Source organism: Pseudomonas matsuisoli (assembly GCF_014647635.1).
Lineage (GTDB): Bacteria > Pseudomonadota > Gammaproteobacteria > Pseudomonadales > Pseudomonadaceae > Pseudomonas_P > Pseudomonas_P matsuisoli.
This window is the reverse complement of record NZ_BMPO01000001.1, coordinates 481,218-497,872: the sequence shown is the minus strand read 5'-3', so window position 1 is coordinate 497,872 and position 16,655 is coordinate 481,218. Positions and strand designations below refer to the sequence as shown.

The 16,655-nt window shown below is 59.3% G+C and carries 17 protein-coding genes; 14 read left to right on the top strand and 3 right to left on the bottom strand.

Annotated features, from left to right (window positions below; genetic code table 11):
• The first annotated feature begins 15 nt into the window (after positions 1-15).
• The 6 genes from tilS to ispD all read left to right on the top strand — a co-directional run bounded on the left by tilS (position 16) and on the right by ispD (position 6,440).
• Positions 16-1,341, top strand: coding sequence for a tRNA lysidine(34) synthetase TilS (gene tilS / locus IEY47_RS02315; RefSeq protein ID WP_188981514.1), 1,326 nt, complete (start codon positions 16-18; stop codon positions 1,339-1,341).
• Between the two features lie 144 nt (positions 1,342-1,485).
• On the top strand, positions 1,486-3,117 hold the full coding sequence (gene pyrG / locus IEY47_RS02310; RefSeq protein ID WP_188981513.1) for a CTP synthase: 1,632 nt from the start codon (positions 1,486-1,488) through the stop codon (positions 3,115-3,117).
• Positions 3,114-3,959, top strand: a complete 846-nt coding sequence (kdsA, locus tag IEY47_RS02305; RefSeq protein WP_188981512.1) for a 3-deoxy-8-phosphooctulonate synthase — start codon at positions 3,114-3,116, stop codon at positions 3,957-3,959. Before pyrG ends, kdsA begins: the two co-directional genes overlap by 4 nt.
• A gap of 132 nt (positions 3,960-4,091) precedes the next feature.
• Positions 4,092-5,381, top strand: a complete 1,290-nt coding sequence (gene eno, locus IEY47_RS02300) for a phosphopyruvate hydratase (protein ID WP_188981511.1) — start codon at positions 4,092-4,094, stop codon at positions 5,379-5,381.
• Positions 5,382-5,442: 61 nt separating this feature from the next.
• Positions 5,443-5,724, top strand: coding sequence for a cell division protein FtsB (ftsB, locus tag IEY47_RS02295; protein ID WP_188981510.1), 282 nt, complete (start codon positions 5,443-5,445; stop codon positions 5,722-5,724).
• Between the two features lie 2 nt (positions 5,725-5,726).
• Positions 5,727-6,440, top strand: coding sequence for a 2-C-methyl-D-erythritol 4-phosphate cytidylyltransferase (gene ispD, locus IEY47_RS02290; protein ID WP_188981509.1), 714 nt, complete (start codon positions 5,727-5,729; stop codon positions 6,438-6,440).
• A 135-nt stretch (positions 6,441-6,575) separates the two neighbouring features.
• Here the strand turns inward: ispD and IEY47_RS02285 are convergent, their stop codons facing one another.
• From IEY47_RS02285 to IEY47_RS02275, 3 genes are all read right to left on the bottom strand, one after another.
• Positions 6,576-7,739 (bottom strand): baeRF3 domain-containing protein, encoded by a 1,164-nt coding sequence (locus IEY47_RS02285; protein WP_188981508.1) that lies wholly within the window; start codon positions 7,737-7,739, stop codon positions 6,576-6,578.
• Between the two features lie 81 nt (positions 7,740-7,820).
• Complete coding sequence (locus IEY47_RS02280; RefSeq protein WP_188981507.1) at positions 7,821-8,135, bottom strand: HPF/RaiA family ribosome-associated protein; 315 nt, start codon at positions 8,133-8,135, stop codon at positions 7,821-7,823.
• Between the two features lie 68 nt (positions 8,136-8,203).
• Positions 8,204-9,142, bottom strand: coding sequence for a LysR family transcriptional regulator (locus IEY47_RS02275; RefSeq protein ID WP_188981506.1), 939 nt, complete (start codon positions 9,140-9,142; stop codon positions 8,204-8,206).
• 99 nt (positions 9,143-9,241) lie between these two features.
• On the opposite strand from IEY47_RS02275, the gene IEY47_RS02270 reads away from it, so the two are divergent.
• The 8 genes from IEY47_RS02270 (at position 9,242) to rpoS (ending at position 16,469) form a co-directional block, all read left to right on the top strand.
• Positions 9,242-10,354, top strand: a complete 1,113-nt coding sequence (locus IEY47_RS02270; protein WP_188981505.1) for an S-(hydroxymethyl)glutathione dehydrogenase/class III alcohol dehydrogenase — start codon at positions 9,242-9,244, stop codon at positions 10,352-10,354.
• 50 nt (positions 10,355-10,404) lie between these two features.
• On the top strand, positions 10,405-11,244 hold the full coding sequence (gene fghA, locus IEY47_RS02265) for an S-formylglutathione hydrolase (protein ID WP_188981504.1): 840 nt from the start codon (positions 10,405-10,407) through the stop codon (positions 11,242-11,244).
• Positions 11,245-11,427: 183 nt separating this feature from the next.
• Positions 11,428-11,901, top strand: a complete 474-nt coding sequence (gene ispF, locus IEY47_RS02260) for a 2-C-methyl-D-erythritol 2,4-cyclodiphosphate synthase (RefSeq protein ID WP_188981503.1) — start codon at positions 11,428-11,430, stop codon at positions 11,899-11,901.
• On the top strand, positions 11,898-12,944 hold the full coding sequence (gene truD / locus IEY47_RS02255) for a tRNA pseudouridine(13) synthase TruD (protein ID WP_188981502.1): 1,047 nt from the start codon (positions 11,898-11,900) through the stop codon (positions 12,942-12,944). The genes ispF and truD overlap by 4 nt, the downstream gene beginning before the upstream one ends.
• Complete coding sequence (surE, locus tag IEY47_RS02250) at positions 12,944-13,693, top strand: 5'/3'-nucleotidase SurE (protein WP_188981501.1); 750 nt, start codon at positions 12,944-12,946, stop codon at positions 13,691-13,693. The genes truD and surE overlap by 1 nt, the downstream gene beginning before the upstream one ends.
• A gap of 41 nt (positions 13,694-13,734) precedes the next feature.
• On the top strand, positions 13,735-14,370 hold the full coding sequence (locus IEY47_RS02245) for a protein-L-isoaspartate(D-aspartate) O-methyltransferase (protein ID WP_188981783.1): 636 nt from the start codon (positions 13,735-13,737) through the stop codon (positions 14,368-14,370).
• A 165-nt stretch (positions 14,371-14,535) separates the two neighbouring features.
• Positions 14,536-15,378 carry a peptidoglycan DD-metalloendopeptidase family protein gene (locus IEY47_RS02240; RefSeq protein ID WP_188981782.1) on the top strand — a complete coding sequence of 281 codons (843 nt, stop codon included), beginning with the start codon at positions 14,536-14,538 and terminating at the stop codon, positions 15,376-15,378.
• A gap of 98 nt (positions 15,379-15,476) precedes the next feature.
• Entirely contained in the window at positions 15,477-16,469 is a 993-nt protein-coding gene (gene rpoS / locus IEY47_RS02235; protein ID WP_188981500.1) for an RNA polymerase sigma factor RpoS, read from the top strand.
• The last annotated feature ends 186 nt before the right edge of the window (positions 16,470-16,655 follow it).

Here is a 16,655-nt window from a genome sequence, read left to right as displayed (position 1 = left end):
CAGAAGGGATGCAGGATGAAAGACCTTGATTCCCGTCTTCTTGAAGGCCTTCAGCCATGGCTCGGTGCGCCGGGTTGGGTTGTCGCGCTGTCTGGGGGGCTGGATTCGACGGCTTTGCTGCTTTTGCTGGCTCGGCTTCGTCATTCGCACGCGCTTCCCCCTGTTTCTGCAATACATGTCCATCATGGCCTGCAAGCCTCAGCAGATGATTGGGTTCGTCACTGTGAGCAGCTGTGTGCAACGTTGGATGTGCCGCTGAAAACAGTGCGTGTCACCGTGGCGTCCGGTCCGAGCCTGGAGGCGAATGCCCGGAAGGCACGATATGCGGCATTTCATAAAATCCTGGGTCCAGATGAAGTGCTGATGCTGGCGCACCATCGAGACGATCAGGCCGAGACATTTCTCTTTCGTCTGTTTCGTGGTGCCGGAGTCCGTGGGTTGGCCGGAATGCCTGCGACCCGGACGCTTGGCCGGGGGCATCTGTTTCGGCCGTTGTTGGATATTTCACGGCAAGCGCTGCTGGATGAGATGAAAGGCGCAGGTATCGCCTGGGTCGAGGATCCATCCAACGCAGACGCTGCGATGGCGAGGAATTTCCTGCGTCATCGACTATTGCCTGTTGCTGTGGAACGTTGGCCGCAGGCGCGTACCAGCGCTGCTAGGGCGGCCGCGCATCTCGCTGAAGCTCAGGGCCTCCTGGATGAGTTGGCCCACGATGATTTGGTAAGCGCGCGCATTCCCAGTACCTGGCCGTGGCTGTCATTGCCCTCATTGTTTCTGCCCGCACTCGCTACGTTGTCCGAGCCCCGCCAGCGTAATGCGATGCGTCATTGGCTGAGACAATTCAACGAACAGCCGGATACCGAGCATTGGGACGGCTGGCGCACGTTGCGGGATGCTCAGGCGGGGGCTGCACCGGTCTGGCGACTCAAGTCCGGTGCACTGCATCGTTCAGGTAAACGCGTTTGGTGGCTGTCGGGCGAGTGGCTTCGGTTCGCTCACGGGGGCGACAGCTATGCTTGGCAAAATACCGGGCAACCGCTCGTCTTGCCAGGCAATGGCACGCTGCGCCAGGCCGGAAGGGAGTCGCTGAACGGAGCGCTCGAGGTGCTCTATCGGCAAGGGGGTGAGCTGCTTGATATCCCAGGGCGCGGTCGTCGTGATCTGAAGCGTCTTTTTAACGAAAGTGGTTTGCCGGTGTTCGTCCGAGCGCGTGTGCCACTCGTATATCGAGACGGAAGGCTCATCGCGGTGGCCAATCTGCCCGGCCTGTCGGCGCTAGAGGCCCAGGGCGCGCGATTCGAATGGATTCCTCCGACGAGTGACTTGGGTTTGAGCTGATGGCGCTTATCCCGTAGACTACGCTCCCGTCCTGATACAGCTTCCGCGAGCGCCTCTCTGCACTCGTGGTCGTTCGTTTTTGTGTCTTCGACACGCTCGCTTCCCCGCGGCCTTGCCGCTTTAACGCTGAAATCTAGGGTTCTTATGACGCGCTACATCTTCGTCACAGGTGGTGTTGTTTCTTCTTTGGGGAAAGGCATCGCCTCGGCATCACTGGCGGCTATCCTGGAGGCGCGGGGCCTGAAGGTCACGATGCTCAAGCTGGATCCCTATATCAACGTGGATCCGGGCACCATGAGCCCGTTCCAGCATGGTGAAGTGTTCGTGACGCACGACGGGGCGGAGACCGACCTCGATCTGGGCCACTACGAGCGTTTCATCCGCACGACGATGACCCAGAACAATAACTTCACCACTGGCCGCGTATACGAAGACGTACTGCGTCGCGAGCGCCGTGGTGATTACCTGGGCGCGACCATTCAGGTCATCCCGCACATTACCGACGAGATCAAGCGCCGCATCATCAAGGGTGCTGGCGATGCCGATGTCGCTCTGGTGGAAATCGGCGGTACGGTAGGCGACATCGAATCCCAACCATTCCTCGAGGCGATCCGGCAGCTTCGCGTCGAAGTGGGCGCCAAGCGCGCGATGCTCATGCACCTGACCTTGGTGCCGTACATCGCCACGGCGGGCGAGACCAAGACCAAGCCGACCCAACACTCCGTCAAGGAATTGCGCTCCATCGGCCTGCAGCCTGACGTGCTCATCTGCCGCTCCGACCACCCGGTCGACGTGTCATCGCGCCGCAAGATCGCGCTGTTTACCAACGTCGAAGAGCGCGCGGTCATCAGCCTCGAAGACGTCGATACGATCTACAAGATTCCCGGCGTTCTGCATGCGCAAGGCCTGGACGATTTCGTCGTCGAGCGCTTCGGGCTGACCTGTAACGGTGCCGATCTGTCCGAGTGGGACCGCGTTGTGGATGCCAAGCTCAATCCCGAGCGCGACGTCACCATCGCCATGGTCGGTAAGTACATGGAATTGCTCGATGCGTACAAGTCGCTGATCGAGGCCCTGAGCCATGCAGGCATTCAGAACCGCACCAAGGTCAATGTGCGCTACATCGACTCCGAAGACATCGAGACCAAGGGTACGGCGCTGCTCGAGGGCGTCGATGCAATCCTCGTCCCCGGCGGCTTCGGCCTGCGCGGCGTAGAAGGCAAAATCGCCACCGTTCGCTATGCCCGCGAGAACAAGATTCCATACCTGGGCATTTGCCTGGGCATGCAGGTCGCCGTCATCGAGTTCGCCCGCAGCGTATTGGGCTGGACCGATGCCAACTCCACTGAGTTTGACCGCGCCAGTGGCCACCCCGTGATCGGCCTGATCACCGAATGGCAGGACGCGACTGGCGCGACCGAAATTCGCACCGAGGCATCCGACCTCGGTGGGACGATGCGACTGGGTGCGCAGGAGTGTCAGCTCGAAGCCGGCTCGAAGGTCCGCGACGTCTATGGCAATGATGTGATCGTCGAGCGTCACCGCCATCGTTACGAGGTCAACAACAACCTGCTGCCGCAGCTGATAGAAGCAGGCCTCAAGGTCTCGGGTCGTTCGGGCGACGGTGCGTTGGTGGAAGTGGTCGAGGCGCCTGATCATCCCTGGTTCGTGGCGTGCCAGTTCCACCCGGAATTCACCTCCACCCCGCGTGATGGTCACCCGTTGTTCAGTGGCTTCGTCAATGCGGCATCCGCTCAGAAGGTGCGCAAAGCATGACTCAGAAAACGATCCGTGTAGGCGAAATCGAGATCGCCAACGACAAGCCAATGGTGCTGTTCGGTGGCATGAACGTGCTCGAGTCCCGCGATCTCGCAATGACGATTTGCGAAGAGTACGTCCGGGTAACGAGCAAGCTGGGCATCCCTTACGTGTTCAAGGCCAGCTTCGACAAGGCTAATCGCTCGTCCGTCACCTCTTTTCGCGGCCCCGGCCTCGAGGAAGGTTTGAAGATCTTCGAAGAGATCAAGAAGACCTTCAACGTTCCGATCATCACCGATGTACACGAGCCACATCAGGCAAAGCCGGTAGCCGAGGTCTGCGACATCATTCAGTTGCCGGCCTTCCTGTCTCGACAGACCGACCTGGTGGTCGCGATGGCGGAAACGGGCGCGGTGATCAACATCAAGAAAGCGCAATTTCTCGCGCCTCAGGAAATGAAACACATCCTGAGCAAGTGCGAAGAAGCAGGGAACAACCAGCTGATTCTGTGCGAGCGCGGGTCGTCGTTCGGTTACAACAACCTTGTCGTGGATATGCTCGGCTTCGGCATCATGAAGAGCTTCGAATACCCGGTGATGTTCGACGTAACTCACGCGTTGCAAATGCCCGGTGGTCGCGCGGACTCGGCAGGCGGTCGTCGTGCGCAAGTGACCGATCTCGCCAAGGCAGGGATCAGTCAAGGGTTGGCTGGCCTTTTCCTTGAGGCGCATCCGGAGCCGGAAAATGCCAAATGCGATGGCCCCTGCGCGCTTCGCCTCAACAAGCTCGAGCCCTTCCTGGCGCAGTTAAAGGCGTTGGATGAGCTGGTTAAGCGTTTTGATCCTATAGAAACGGCCTGATGGCCGTTTCTTGATTTTCGATGCCGGGCTTTCCCGGCCGCCCGCTGAACTGCCCCCATTTTCAGTGGTCTGTCCCCCAGTTCTGCTGTGATCTGCGCAGCGAATATCTTCAAACCTGGAGTGCTGATAACAATGGCAAAAATCGTCGACATCAAAGGACGTGAAGTCCTCGACTCCCGCGGCAACCCCACCGTGGAAGCCGATGTGATCCTGGATAATGGCATCGTCGGTAGCGCTTGCGCACCGTCTGGCGCCTCCACCGGTTCACGCGAAGCACTGGAACTGCGCGACGGCGACAAGAGCCGCTACCTCGGTAAGGGCGTTCTGAAGGCGGTTGCCAACATCAATGGTCCGATCCGCGACGCTCTGCTGGGCAAAGACCCGGTCGAGCAGCAGGCGATCGACCGCGCGATGATCGACCTCGATGGCACTGACAACAAGGGCAAGTTGGGCGCGAATGCGATCCTGGCCGTTTCCCTGGCAGCGGCCAAGGCCGCTGCTCAAGATCAAGACCTGCCGCTGTACGCGCACATTGCGAACCTGAACGGTACGCCAGGTCAGTACTCCATGCCTGTTCCGATGATGAACATCATCAACGGCGGTGAGCACGCCGATAACAACGTCGACATCCAGGAATTCATGGTTCAGCCCGTTGGTGCCAAGAATTTCGCCGATGCATTGCGCATGGGGGCGGAAATCTTCCATCACCTCAAGGCCGTTCTGAAAGCGCGCGGCTTGAACACCGCAGTCGGCGATGAAGGTGGTTTCGCACCGAACCTGAGCTCCAACGAAGATGCGCTGGGCGCGATTGCCGAAGCTGTCGAGAAAGCGGGCTATAAGCTGGGCACCGATATCACCCTGGCCCTGGACTGCGCTTCGAGCGAGTTCTACAAGGACGGCAAGTACGACCTGGCTGGTGAAGGCAAGGTTTTCGACGCGGCCGGCTTCGCCGATTACCTGGCGGGCTTGACCGAGCGCTACCCGATCATTTCCATCGAAGACGGCATGGACGAATCCGATTGGGATGGCTGGAAAGGCCTGACTGACAAGATCGGTACCAAGGTTCAGCTCGTCGGTGACGACTTGTTCGTGACCAACACCAAGATCCTCAAAGAGGGCATCGAAAAGGGTGTCGGTAACTCGATCCTCATCAAATTCAACCAGATCGGTTCGCTGACCGAAACGCTGGAAGCCATCCAGATGGCCAAGGCTGCTGGCTACACCGCGGTCATCTCGCATCGTTCCGGCGAAACCGAAGACTCAACGATCGCAGACCTCGCCGTGGGTACTGCTGCGGGCCAGATCAAAACTGGATCCCTGTGCCGTTCGGACCGCGTTTCCAAATACAACCAGTTGCTCCGTATCGAAGAGCAGCTTGGCGGAAAGGCACCTTATCGCGGCCGTTCCGAGTTCCGTGGCTGAAGTTGTAGTGGTAAAAGGAGCGGCAAACGCCGCTCCTTTTCATTTGCGCAGAAGTGTTTCGATGTCCAAAGCGTCTTACTGGCTCATTTTTGCCTTGGTTCTTGTCTTGTTCGGCCTTCAATATCGATTGTGGGTGGGAGAAGGCAGCCTTGCTCAGGTGACGGAGCTCAAGCACCAAATATCCGATCAGCATGGCGAAAATCAGCGACTAATCGAGCGCAACCGCGTGCTTGAGGCCGAAGTCATGGAGCTGAAGAAAGGCATGGAGACCGTCGAGGAGCGTGCGCGGCACGAGCTCGGCATGGTCAAAGATGGCGAAACGCTCTATCAGTTGGCTGAATGAGCATGGCTGATTCGTCGCTGCCCGCCTTTTGGGCGGTTATTCCCGCCGCGGGCGTAGGCAGTCGCATGCGGGCCGATCGGCCAAAGCAGTATTTACCTATCGCAGGCAAAACTCTCCTCGAACATACCTTCGATTGTTTTTTGGGCCATCCCAGGCTGCTCGGCCTCGTGGTCAGTCTTTCTAACGACGATGCCTACTGGCCAGCGCTACTGTGTGCGGCCGACAACCGAATCATACGTGCCGACGGCGGTGCAGAGCGTGCCACGTCCGTGTTGAACGCGCTCATGGTGCTGAGCGAACAAGGCGCTGCCGAAAGCGATTGGGTCTTGGTTCACGATGCAGCACGCCCCAATTTGCATCGCGTCGATCTTGATCGACTGCTTCGCGCCAGTGCCAACGATATCGTCGGTGGAATTTTAGCGGCACCTGCGCGGGACACGCTCAAGCGGATAGGGGCGGATGGTCGAATCCACGCCACGGTCGATCGCTCCGTCATCTGGCAGGCTTTTACGCCGCAGATGTTTCGTTTGGGTGAATTGCAGAATTGCCTAGCCGATGCATTGGCGGCTGGCGTCGCGGTTACCGATGAAGCGTCGGCGATGGAATGGGCGGGCTATGCCCCGCTACTCATCGAGGGGCGGGCCGACAATCTCAAGGTGACCCGACCGGACGATCTCGAATGGCTTCAACGCCATTGGCAGAACGATCGGTCGTAATCGAATGGAGTGCGCGACGCGTAAAGCGGCGATCACCCGTTGCTCTCGTGTAGGGCGGTTGCAACCCATATCAAAACGAATGACTCCGCGGGTTGCACCCGCCCTACGGCAACGCTGCCCAGGCGCCGTTTGACGCTAGAAGCGGTAGATTGCCGCGGCACCGGTTCGGCTAGGCATGCGGTCCGGTGGGACGACGATCACTTCACCGCCATGCTCGATGACACGTATGGACAATTCCTCCAGTAGATCCGGTGCGTTCGCGCCTTGCTCTTTGGCCGGCATTAACGAGCCATCTTCGCTGTCCACGTAGGCCGGAATGTCGCGGTCCGCCTCTACCAGCAATGTCGCTACGCGGTTGCCGATCGTCGAGGAACCGATATCTTCCAACTGATCCGTTGCCAGCCCTTGACCGTGGGACTCACCGTAACGGTCGAGCAGCCCCTCCAGGCGCTTGATGTACTGCGGAAGCATGACCTCCCAGCTCTTCGCCTTGAGTTCGCCAGAATCGATCGCGCCAGGTGCCATCTCGATGCCGTCGGGTAGCAGCCGGTCGTTATGGCTCAGGCGGCGGAACTGCGCTTGCTGCTCAGGCAAGGCAACGAGGATCAAGGGCAGGCCAGAGGGGCGCGTGCGCTGTTCCAGAATTGCCTTATCGACAGCGCGGAAATAACGCTCCTGGTCTTTGTCGATTTCATCCTGCTTGCCGCCACCACCGGCGCTGTGCTGCATGGCATCGCCCCGCTCGCTGGCGCGGCCCGAGCCCTGCGGGAAACCATGCTGACCTCGTGGTGTCATTTCGCTGCCCAGTGCCGCCTCCATCGTGGCGACGTCTTCAGGAACAGATATTTCGTCTAGCGCATAGCGATTGCCTTCGAAGAGGCGAATCGCGTCCCGGGTAAGGCAAAGGATTTGATAGCGGTCGGCGGACTGCACAACACGCAGTAGCGGTTTTACATAAGGGCGATCATTGGCGATCGCCTGTTCCACCACGCTGCGCTGGAGACGAATGACGTCGAAATACCCTTCACCCGCGAAGATGGCGAGGCCGTCCTGGTTGTGGTTCCAGAAGTCATGGTCGGCCTGTATGGCGTGGAAGGGCTCCAGAATCGAATCATGGCGACCGTCTGGGAACTGCTCGCGCAATGCGTTGGTAAGGCGTTCGACCAGGTGGCGGAAGCGAATAGGATCCTGCTGGCGTTCGGGAAAACTACGGTGGGTCGGCTGATACAACGATAAAGCCGGGGCGCCTCGGCGCGTCATCAAGCGGTTGATCGTGTCCTGATTCAATGTGGGAAGCATCGTTCTCTCCTCGTTTTGTCAGGCGCTCCTTCGCGAGGGGTGTTGCCGAGTGCTGCGGGCAACAGTCGGCCGTGGCGCGGTTCAGGTTTTGCGGAGCTTGCCGAGCGTATGGTCCAAGGCATGACCGAGTTTCCCGGCGGCGCCATCGATAGCGAGATCGAACGAGTCGGCTTTGTGACTGACGGACAGTGGCTCGTGCGCCTTGACCCGCGCTTCGATCTGACAGCGCTTGTCCTGCGCGCCGCTTTTGCCACCGTTTTCGTCGTTCAAATGGACCTCGATGCGAGTGAGGTGATCGTCGTATCGGCCGACCTGCGCTTCGATACTCGCGCGGATGCGCTCTTGGAATGGAATGGGAATGGCGACGCTGCTGTTGCCGTTTACCAGGATCTGCATAGTTCGCTCCTTGTGAATGAAGCCGATGGCCCTGTTCGAACCATCTGAAAATATCGACGAGGAGTGGCTTACTCGGTTCCAACCGGCCTGACCGCTGGTGCGCGCCCAATGTTTGCAGCGTATTCCGGGCGACCGGCAAGGCCCGCCTTGAGCGCTTCGACGAGCTTCGACACCTTTGGGGACAGCAACCGTTGCTGGGGGTATACGGCCCACACGGCGGTGTCCGGTGGTTGGCTTGCGGGAAGCAATGCAACCAGGTCGCCGGTCTGCAGCGGCGCTTGCACGTAATAGTCCGGCAGCTGGCAAATGCCGAACCCTCGCAGCGCGGCGTCCAGTACGGCCTGCCCACTGTTGCATCGCCAATTGCCGGCAGGGCGGAAGGAGACGGTACGTCCGCCCTGGTCGAACGTCCAGATGTCGCCCGTTCCAAGCAGGCAGTTGTGCCGAGACAGCTCGGAAAGGGTATGCGGGCGGCCATAGCGCGCGATGTATTCAGGTGCTGCGCAGAGATGCATTGCGCGAGGCGCCAGGCGTGTGGCGACAAGGCGCGATTCGGTCAGCCGCCCCAGTCGAATGGCCAGGTCGTACCCCTCCTGGATGATGTCGACCGTGCGGTTGGTGAGTTCGAGTTCAAGCTTTAGCTGCGGATGTTGGCTCATGAAATCGTTCACTAACGGAACCACGAACCGCTCGCCGTATGCCACCGCTGCGGTCATTCGCAATAAGCCGGTGGGGCTGCGATGCATTTCCCCGAGTACCGAAAACGCCTGCTCACGTTCATCGATCAGGTGCTGGCAACGCGTCAGGAATGTCCGGCCCGCCTCAGTTAGCGATACGCGACGGGTCGTGCGGTACAGCAGGCGCGTCTGCAGGCGCTCTTCGAGGCGCGCTACTTGCCGGCTGACGTGGGACGACGACACCCGCAGTCGGTCTGCCGCCGCTTGAAAGCTGCCCTCCTGGGCGACCGCTGCAAACTCGTCAATGCCTTCCCAGCGATATGATCCCATGATTATCCCTATACGGCATTAATGAATTGGCAGGCAGTGCATTGTCCCAGTTCAGATGTGTTTTACACTCGTTTTTTCGCCACAATAGAGATCCTCGTCATGATCAAATCCCGTGCTGCCGTTGCATTCGCGCCTAATGAACCATTGAAAATCGTTGATGTTGACGTGGCGCCGCCACGCGCCGGCGAGGTACTGGTACGTATTGTCGCCACTGGTGTTTGCCATACTGACGCTTACACCCTGTCCGGCGCCGACTCCGAGGGCGTTTTCCCCTCCATCCTCGGCCACGAAGGGGGCGGCATCGTCGAAGCCGTTGGCGAGGGCGTTACCTCGTTGGAGGTCGGCGACCAAGTCATCCCGCTATACACAGCCGAATGCGGCCAGTGCAAATTCTGCAAATCTGGCAAGACCAACCTGTGCAGCTCGGTACGGGCAACGCAAGGCAAAGGGCTGATGCCTGATGGCACGACGCGGTTTTCCTACAACGGCGAACCTATCTATCACTACATGGGCTGTTCGACGTTCTCCGAATACACCGTACTGCCGGAAGTCTCGCTGGCCAAAATTCCGAAGGATGCGCCACTCGAGAAGGTCTGCTTGCTCGGCTGTGGCGTGACCACTGGTATTGGCGCGGTGCTTAACACGGCCAAAGTGGAGGAGGGAGCGACGGTCGCTATCTTCGGCCTGGGCGGAATAGGCCTGGCGGCGATCATTGGCGCGAAGATGGCCAAGGCCTCAAAGATCATCGCCATCGACATCAACCCAGCCAAATTCGATGTAGCGCGTGAGCTCGGTGCGACCGACTTCGTCAATCCCAAGGACCATGAAAAGCCCATCCAGGACGTGATCATCGAGATGACCGATGGGGGCGTCGACTACAGCTTCGAGTGCGTGGGCAACGTCCAATTAATGCGCGCGGCGTTGGAGTGCGCACACAAAGGCTGGGGTGAATCCGTGATCATCGGCGTTGCAGGTGCTGGTCAGGAAATCAGCACACGCCCCTTCCAGTTGGTGACAGGTCGGGTCTGGCGTGGCAGCGCTTTCGGTGGCGTGAAGGGCCGTACGGAGTTGCCGAGCTATGTCGAAAAATCACAGAAAGGCGAAATTCCACTAGACACGTTCATTACTCACACCATGGGCCTCGACGAGATCAATCATGCGTTCGAGCTGATGCATGAAGGCAAAAGCATCCGTTCCGTCATTCATTACTGATCACTGACGCGCGCAGCCTCGCCTTTAGGCTGCGCGGACTGGGAGGAATCATGGAAATCGTCTCTAGCAACAAGAGCTTCGGCGGCTGGCACAAGCGCTACAAGCATCGCTCGACCTCGCTCAATTGCGACATGGTCTTCGCCGTCTATCTGCCGCCGCAGGCAGAGCAGGGCGAGAAATTGCCCGTGCTCTATTGGTTGAGTGGGCTGACCTGCACTGATGAAAACTTCATGCAGAAGGCGGGTGCTCAGCGCCTCGCTGCCGAGTTGGGGTTGATCATCGTCGCGCCCGATACCAGTCCGCGGGGTGAGTCGGTGCCGGACGATCCCGCCGGTGCATACGACTTCGGGCTCGGAGCAGGCTTCTACGTGAACGCGACTCGCGAGCCTTGGGCGCGGCACTATCGGATGTACGACTACGTGACGCAGGAACTGCCGGCATTGATCGAAAGTAATTTCCCCGTGTCCGAAAAGCGTGGGATCGCAGGGCATTCCATGGGTGGCCATGGGGCGCTTATCTGTGCGCTGAAGAATCCTGGGCGCTATCGATCGGTGTCGGCGTTTTCGCCTATCGCCAATCCGATGCAGTGCCCGTGGGGTGAGAAAGCGCTGAGTCATTATCTGGGCGATGACCGTACGCTTTGGCGTGAATGGGACGCCTGCGCGTTGCTGGCCGAAGCGACCGAAAAACTACCCATTCTGGTGGACCAGGGCGATCGTGACGATTTCCTCGAGGGGCAGTTGAAACCTCAGGCGCTCGAAGCGGCGGCAAAAGCGGCGGGGCATCCTCTGACTTTGCGGATGCAGCCTGGTTACGACCACAGCTATTATTTCATCGCGTCTTTTATCGGCGAGCACCTGGCGTATCACGCCAAGGCGCTCAATAGCTAGGGGCTCGTTCGACCGGCTGCGCATCTCGTTTGCAGGCTCAGGCAGGCGGGTGCGTGGCCGGGTATCCGACACCCCGGCCGCCGTGCATCGGCAACCGGCGTGACGGGTCTACCTCCTGATCGGGCGGAGAGCGTCCGCTTTCGGCTATCATGCGCACCGATCAAAAGGTAGGGCGTTCATATCATGCGTATTGGCCACGGCTACGATGTTCACCGGTTCGGCGACGGAGACAGCATTGTCCTAGGCGGCGTGCGGATTCCTCACAAATACGGCCTTGTTGCGCACTCGGATGGCGATGTTGCACTGCATGCGCTTAGCGATGCGTTGCTCGGTGCTGCTGCGCTCGGCGATATCGGCAAACACTTTCCCGACACGGATCCAAATTTCAAAGGCGCGGACAGCCGCGTATTGCTGCGCCACGTCGTTGCCATCGTTCTCGACAAAGGGTGGCGCGTCGGCAATGTCGACGTCACCATCGCGGCACAGGCGCCGAAAATGGCGCCTCATATCGATGCAATGCGTGCAGCCATTGCGGAAGATCTTCAGATTTCCATCGACGCCGTCAATGTCAAAGCCACGACGACCGAGAGACTGGGTTTTGTCGGTCGCGAAGAGGGTATCGAAGTACATGCCGTCGCCCTGTTGCTCCCACGATGACTGAAGAAGAACTGCTTGGCCCTCGGGCTTACGGTCCGCCGTGTGGGTCGGCTGTACTAAAGGCTGTCGCCGAAGACTTCCAAGTTGATGAGGTATTGGATATTCCGCTGTCCGGCCAGGGAGAACATCTTTGGCTGCGGGTCGAAAAACGCGGCTTGAATACCGAGGATGCTGTCCGCCGGTTGTCCCGCGCCGCGGGTGTACCGCAAAGGGCGATCAGCTACGCAGGCTTGAAGGACAAGCAGGCGTTGACCCGGCAATGGTTCAGCCTGCATCTGCCGGGCAAGGCAGACCCTGATCTCGCGCGCGCAGAAGACGATGAGCTGCGCATCCTGCGGCAGGTCCGCCATGGGCGAAAGCTCCAGCGTGGCGCCCATTCGGCCAATGGTTTCGTATTGCGGCTCACCTCTCTTGAGGCCGATCGCTCTGCGCTGGATGCCCGGCTGCAGCAGATAAGCGCGGGTGGGGTGCCCAATTATTTCGGTCCGCAGCGCTTCGGGTATGACGGCGGTAACGTCGCCACGGCGTTGTCGTTCGCGGCTCAGCAGGAGCTACCCCATTCACGCAATCTGCGCTCGCGGACGCTTTCGGCTGGCAGGAGTTGGCTGTTCAACCGCACGTTGGCAATGCGGGTTGCGGCGCAGAGTTGGAACACTGCGCACATTGGCGATTTGCTCTCGTTCACAGACAGTCGCAGCTTCTTCGCAGCCGGTGAAGCGGAATGCCAGGATCCGCGTTTGGACATACTGGACCTGCATCCGACGGGACCCCTTTGGGGCGAGGGCGATTCGCCCGCTGCCGGCGAGACATTCGTATTGGAGCAGAAGGTAGCGCAGGCGCATCCGGATCTTGCGCGCTGGTTGACGACCGCTGGTCTGACGCATGAACGGCGTGTACTGCGCCTCCCAATAAAGGGCCTGGCGTGGCATTATCCCGGCCCGGACATTCTGCAACTGGAATTCGTCCTGCCGTCCGGCTGCTTTGCGACTTCAGTCATTCGCGAACTGGTCGAACTCTTGCCGGTAGGACACATGGATATTTGATGCATATTCTGATCGCCAACGACGACGGGGTGTATGCGCCCGGCCTCGCCGCGCTTCATGACGCGCTGGCGGACTATGCCGACTGCAGCGTTGTCGCGCCGATCCAAGACATGAGCGGTGCCAGCAGCGCCCTGACGCTCGATCGTCCGCTGTACCCGGTCACCATGCCCAATGGGTTCATCGGCCTGAACGGCTCTCCTACGGATTGCGTGCACCTGGGGTTGAACGGCCTGCTGGGTTCGTCCCCCGATCTGGTGGTCTCAGGAATCAATCTGGGTGCGAATCTGGGGGACGATGTCTTGTATTCGGGTACGGTTGCCGCGGCGATCGAGGGCCGTTTCGCGGGGCGCCCCGCGTTCGCGTTCTCATTGGTGTCACGTTTGCCGGATAACCTCGACGCCGCCGCGCGTATCGCACGGATGCTTGTCGAGCGCCACGATCAACTAGAGGTACCGCCGCGTACCGTCATGAGCGTGAACATCCCCAATTTGCCGCTCGAGCACATTCGAGGGTTCAAATTGACTCGTCTGGGGCATCGTGCGCGTGCCAAGCCTCCGGTGAAGCAGGTCAATCCGCGCGGTAAAGAAGGCTATTGGATCTCGGTGTCGGGAGACGCCGAAGACGGCGGTTCTGGAACGGACTTTCACGCCGTGATGCAAGGGTACGTTTCGATTACGCCCTTGCAGCTGGATCGAACGTATCGAGAGGCCTTTGCAGGTCTTGAAAGCTGGTTGGAGGGGCTGTCTTGATGAGCCGTGAGCAAGAAGGGCGGCTTCGTAGCGGCTCTGGTATGACGTCGCAAAGAGCGCGCGAGCGCCTGATTCAGCGCTTGACGGAAGAGGGTGTATCCGACGCCAAGGTGCTGGATGTCATCCGTCGTACGCCGCGTCATTTGTTCGTGGATGAAGCGCTATCGCACCGCGCCTATGAAGAGTCATCCTTGCCCATCGGGCACAACCAGACGATATCGCAGCCGTTCATGGTGGCCCGCATGACCGAGCTGCTTTTGGCTGCCGGTCCGCTGGACAAGGTATTGGAGATCGGAACCGGTTCGGGGTACCAGACAGCGGTTCTTGCTCAGTCGGTCGAGCGGGTGTTCTCGGTCGAGCGTATTCAAGCCCTGCAAGAACGCGCTAAAGAGAGGCTCGTTGAGCTCAAGCTGCGCAACGTGGTTTTCCGCTGGGGCGACGGCTGGGAAGGTTGGCCTGCACTGGCGCCTTATAACGGCATTATCGTGACTGCAGCGGCGGCGGAAGTCCCGCAGGCGCTGCTCGATCAGCTAGCCCCCGGTGGGCGGCTGGTGATTCCCGTTGGGACAGGCGACGTTCAGCAACTGCAGCTCATCGTTCGTGAGGCGCAGGGCTTTGCTCACTACATGCTCGATTCAGTGCGTTTCGTGCCGCTACTTAACGGTCCGGTCATTTAACATCCCGAACACTGGCCGTCGGATGCTCGCTTGCTCGGTCAATGTGCTGTACTAGCCAGTAGTTAGGCGGGCTACTTCAGGTAATTTGTGAATGATTGCGCCGAAGAGCCGTCTATATAACGCGTCCACACTGAATGGGAGAAATGGGTGAATCCGAGCCGTCCATTGCGATTTACCAAGGCCGTCCGGTTAGCAGGGCTAGCGGTCAGCCTACTGCTGTGCGTGTCTGTCGCAGGATGTGCCAGCTCCTCCGGAGGTGTACAGGTCATCGATCGAAACGGCCCGACACGAGAGCCTGTTCGCAGTGGGCAATATAAGGTGCAGCGCGGGGACACCCTGTACTCGATCGCGTTTCGCTTTGGATGGGATTGGCGCGCTTTGGCTGCGCACAATCGTATTGCGGCGCCTTATGTCATTCACCCCGGGCAAACGATTCGTTTCGGCAGCGGGGCCAGTACGGTCGCGACCGCGCCGCGCACCGTACGGCCTGCGGTCAGCAATACGCCTGTCGTGGTAGCGCGCCCGACGCCGCCACCCATCACATCGGGAGCATCGAGTACTCCGGCGCCTGCACCTGCGCCCAAGCCTACCGTGAGCGCCCCAGCCAGTACGCCAGTCCAAAAAGTGACCGTGTCCTCGGCAGGTTGGGGTTGGCCCTCGAATGGACAATTGATTGGCCGATTTTCGTCAAACGGTAGTTTGAATAAAGGCATTGATATAGCCGGACAATTGGGACAGCCTGTCCTAGCTGCGGCAAACGGAACAGTGGTCTACGCAGGTAGCGGACTACGTGGCTATGGCGAGCTGCTGATCATCAAGCACAGCGATACGTATGTAAGTGCCTATGGGCACAACAGGCGTCTGTTGGTTAAGGAGGGGCAGCAGGTCAAGGTGGGGCAGACCATTGCGGAGATGGGGTCGACAGGGGCCGATCGCGTGAAGTTGCATTTTGAAATTCGTCGCCAAGGTAAACCCGTAGATCCATTGCAGTATCTGCCCAATCGCTGAGTTGCTGATCGTCCGCCCGTAGACGCATTGGGGTTTCGATGCCTCGAAAGGTCCTGTGCATCGGAGCTTGTTGTCGAACTCGGTAAGGGACAATAACAATGGCTCTCGACCAAGAAGCGCCTCGATTTGAGATCGACGAAGAAATGCTCCTCATGGGGCATGGTTCCACTCCTGGGGGGGAGGCACGCGCAGGTAAGAAGACGCGCGGTGCTCTGGCGTCGGTATCAGCACACACTGCTCGCTATGTGGATCAAAATCGCGTACTCGATGCCACTCAGCTCTATCTCAACGAAATAGGTTTTTCACCTCTTCTAACGCCGGAAGAAGAAGTCCATTTTGCGCGTTTGGCGCAAAAGGGTGATGCAGCTGGACGAAAGCGGATGATCGAAAGCAACCTTCGACTGGTTGTAAAGATCGCGCGACGCTACATCAATCGTGGCCTTTCGCTGCTGGATCTGATTGAAGAAGGCAACCTCGGTCTTATTCGAGCGGTCGAGAAATTCGACCCAGAGAGAGGATTTCGATTCTCGACCTATGCGACATGGTGGATTCGACAGACCATCGAACGCGCAATCATGAACCAGACCCGGACCATTCGCCTGCCGATCCATGTAGTCAAAGAGTTGAACGTCTACCTGCGCGCTGCCAGGGAGCTCACTCAGAAGCTCGATCACGAACCGTCCCCCGAAGAAATTGCCAACCTACTCGACAAGCCAGTCGGCGAGGTCAAGCGCATGCTCGGCCTCAACGAGCGGGTATCCTCGGTGGATGTGTTCCTGGGGCCCGACTCGGACAAGACGCTGCTGGATACGCTGACCGACGATCGCCCCACCGATCCTTGCGAGCTGCTGCAGGACGATGACCTGAGTCAGAGCATCGATCAGTGGCTTTCCGAACTTACCGAAAAACAACGGGAAGTCGTTGTCCGGCGATTTGGACTGCGTGGTCACGAAAGCAGCACACTCGAGGAAGTAGGGCAGGGCATTGGCCTTACCCGTGAGCGTGTACGGCAGATCCAGGTGGAAGCATTGAAGCGTCTACGTGAGATTCTCGAGCGCAATGGGCTTTCCAGTGATGCGCTTTTCCAGTAGCTCCGCACTGGTAAATCGAGGCGCCCCGCGGGGCGCCTTTTTTGTGCGCATACGTTTAGGCAGGGATTTCGCTCGAACTGACTGCGGGCGGCGTATTAAGGTGGCCGGGAAGGGACGCAGCGACAAAGCGCTCTGGTGTATACGAATTGCCCATAGGGTATGTAAGCCATGGCCTACATAGTAGGT

Excerpts from the sequence above, each read along its gene's own strand:
- IEY47_RS02275 (WP_188981506.1), bottom strand. The coding sequence starts at position 9,142 with ATGGGATCATATCGCTGGGAAGGCATTGACGAGTTTGCAGCGGTCGCC.
- pyrG (WP_188981513.1), top strand. The coding sequence starts at position 1,486 with ATGACGCGCTACATCTTCGTCACAGGTGGTGTTGTTTCTTCTTTGGGG.
- ispD (WP_188981509.1), top strand. The coding sequence starts at position 5,727 with ATGGCTGATTCGTCGCTGCCCGCCTTTTGGGCGGTTATTCCCGCCGCG.
- IEY47_RS02285 (WP_188981508.1), bottom strand. The coding sequence starts at position 7,739 with ATGCTTCCCACATTGAATCAGGACACGATCAACCGCTTGATGACGCGC.
- ispF (WP_188981503.1), top strand. The coding sequence starts at position 11,428 with ATGCGTATTGGCCACGGCTACGATGTTCACCGGTTCGGCGACGGAGAC.
- IEY47_RS02245 (WP_188981783.1), top strand. The coding sequence starts at position 13,735 with ATGACGTCGCAAAGAGCGCGCGAGCGCCTGATTCAGCGCTTGACGGAA.
- truD (WP_188981502.1), top strand. The coding sequence starts at position 11,898 with ATGACTGAAGAAGAACTGCTTGGCCCTCGGGCTTACGGTCCGCCGTGT.
- ftsB (WP_188981510.1), top strand. The coding sequence starts at position 5,443 with ATGTCCAAAGCGTCTTACTGGCTCATTTTTGCCTTGGTTCTTGTCTTG.
- surE (WP_188981501.1), top strand. The coding sequence starts at position 12,944 with ATGCATATTCTGATCGCCAACGACGACGGGGTGTATGCGCCCGGCCTC.
- kdsA (WP_188981512.1), top strand. The coding sequence starts at position 3,114 with ATGACTCAGAAAACGATCCGTGTAGGCGAAATCGAGATCGCCAACGAC.
- tilS (WP_188981514.1), top strand. The coding sequence starts at position 16 with ATGAAAGACCTTGATTCCCGTCTTCTTGAAGGCCTTCAGCCATGGCTC.
- IEY47_RS02280 (WP_188981507.1), bottom strand. The coding sequence starts at position 8,135 with ATGCAGATCCTGGTAAACGGCAACAGCAGCGTCGCCATTCCCATTCCA.
- rpoS (WP_188981500.1), top strand. The coding sequence starts at position 15,477 with ATGGCTCTCGACCAAGAAGCGCCTCGATTTGAGATCGACGAAGAAATG.
- eno (WP_188981511.1), top strand. The coding sequence starts at position 4,092 with ATGGCAAAAATCGTCGACATCAAAGGACGTGAAGTCCTCGACTCCCGC.
- IEY47_RS02270 (WP_188981505.1), top strand. The coding sequence starts at position 9,242 with ATGATCAAATCCCGTGCTGCCGTTGCATTCGCGCCTAATGAACCATTG.
- fghA (WP_188981504.1), top strand. The coding sequence starts at position 10,405 with ATGGAAATCGTCTCTAGCAACAAGAGCTTCGGCGGCTGGCACAAGCGC.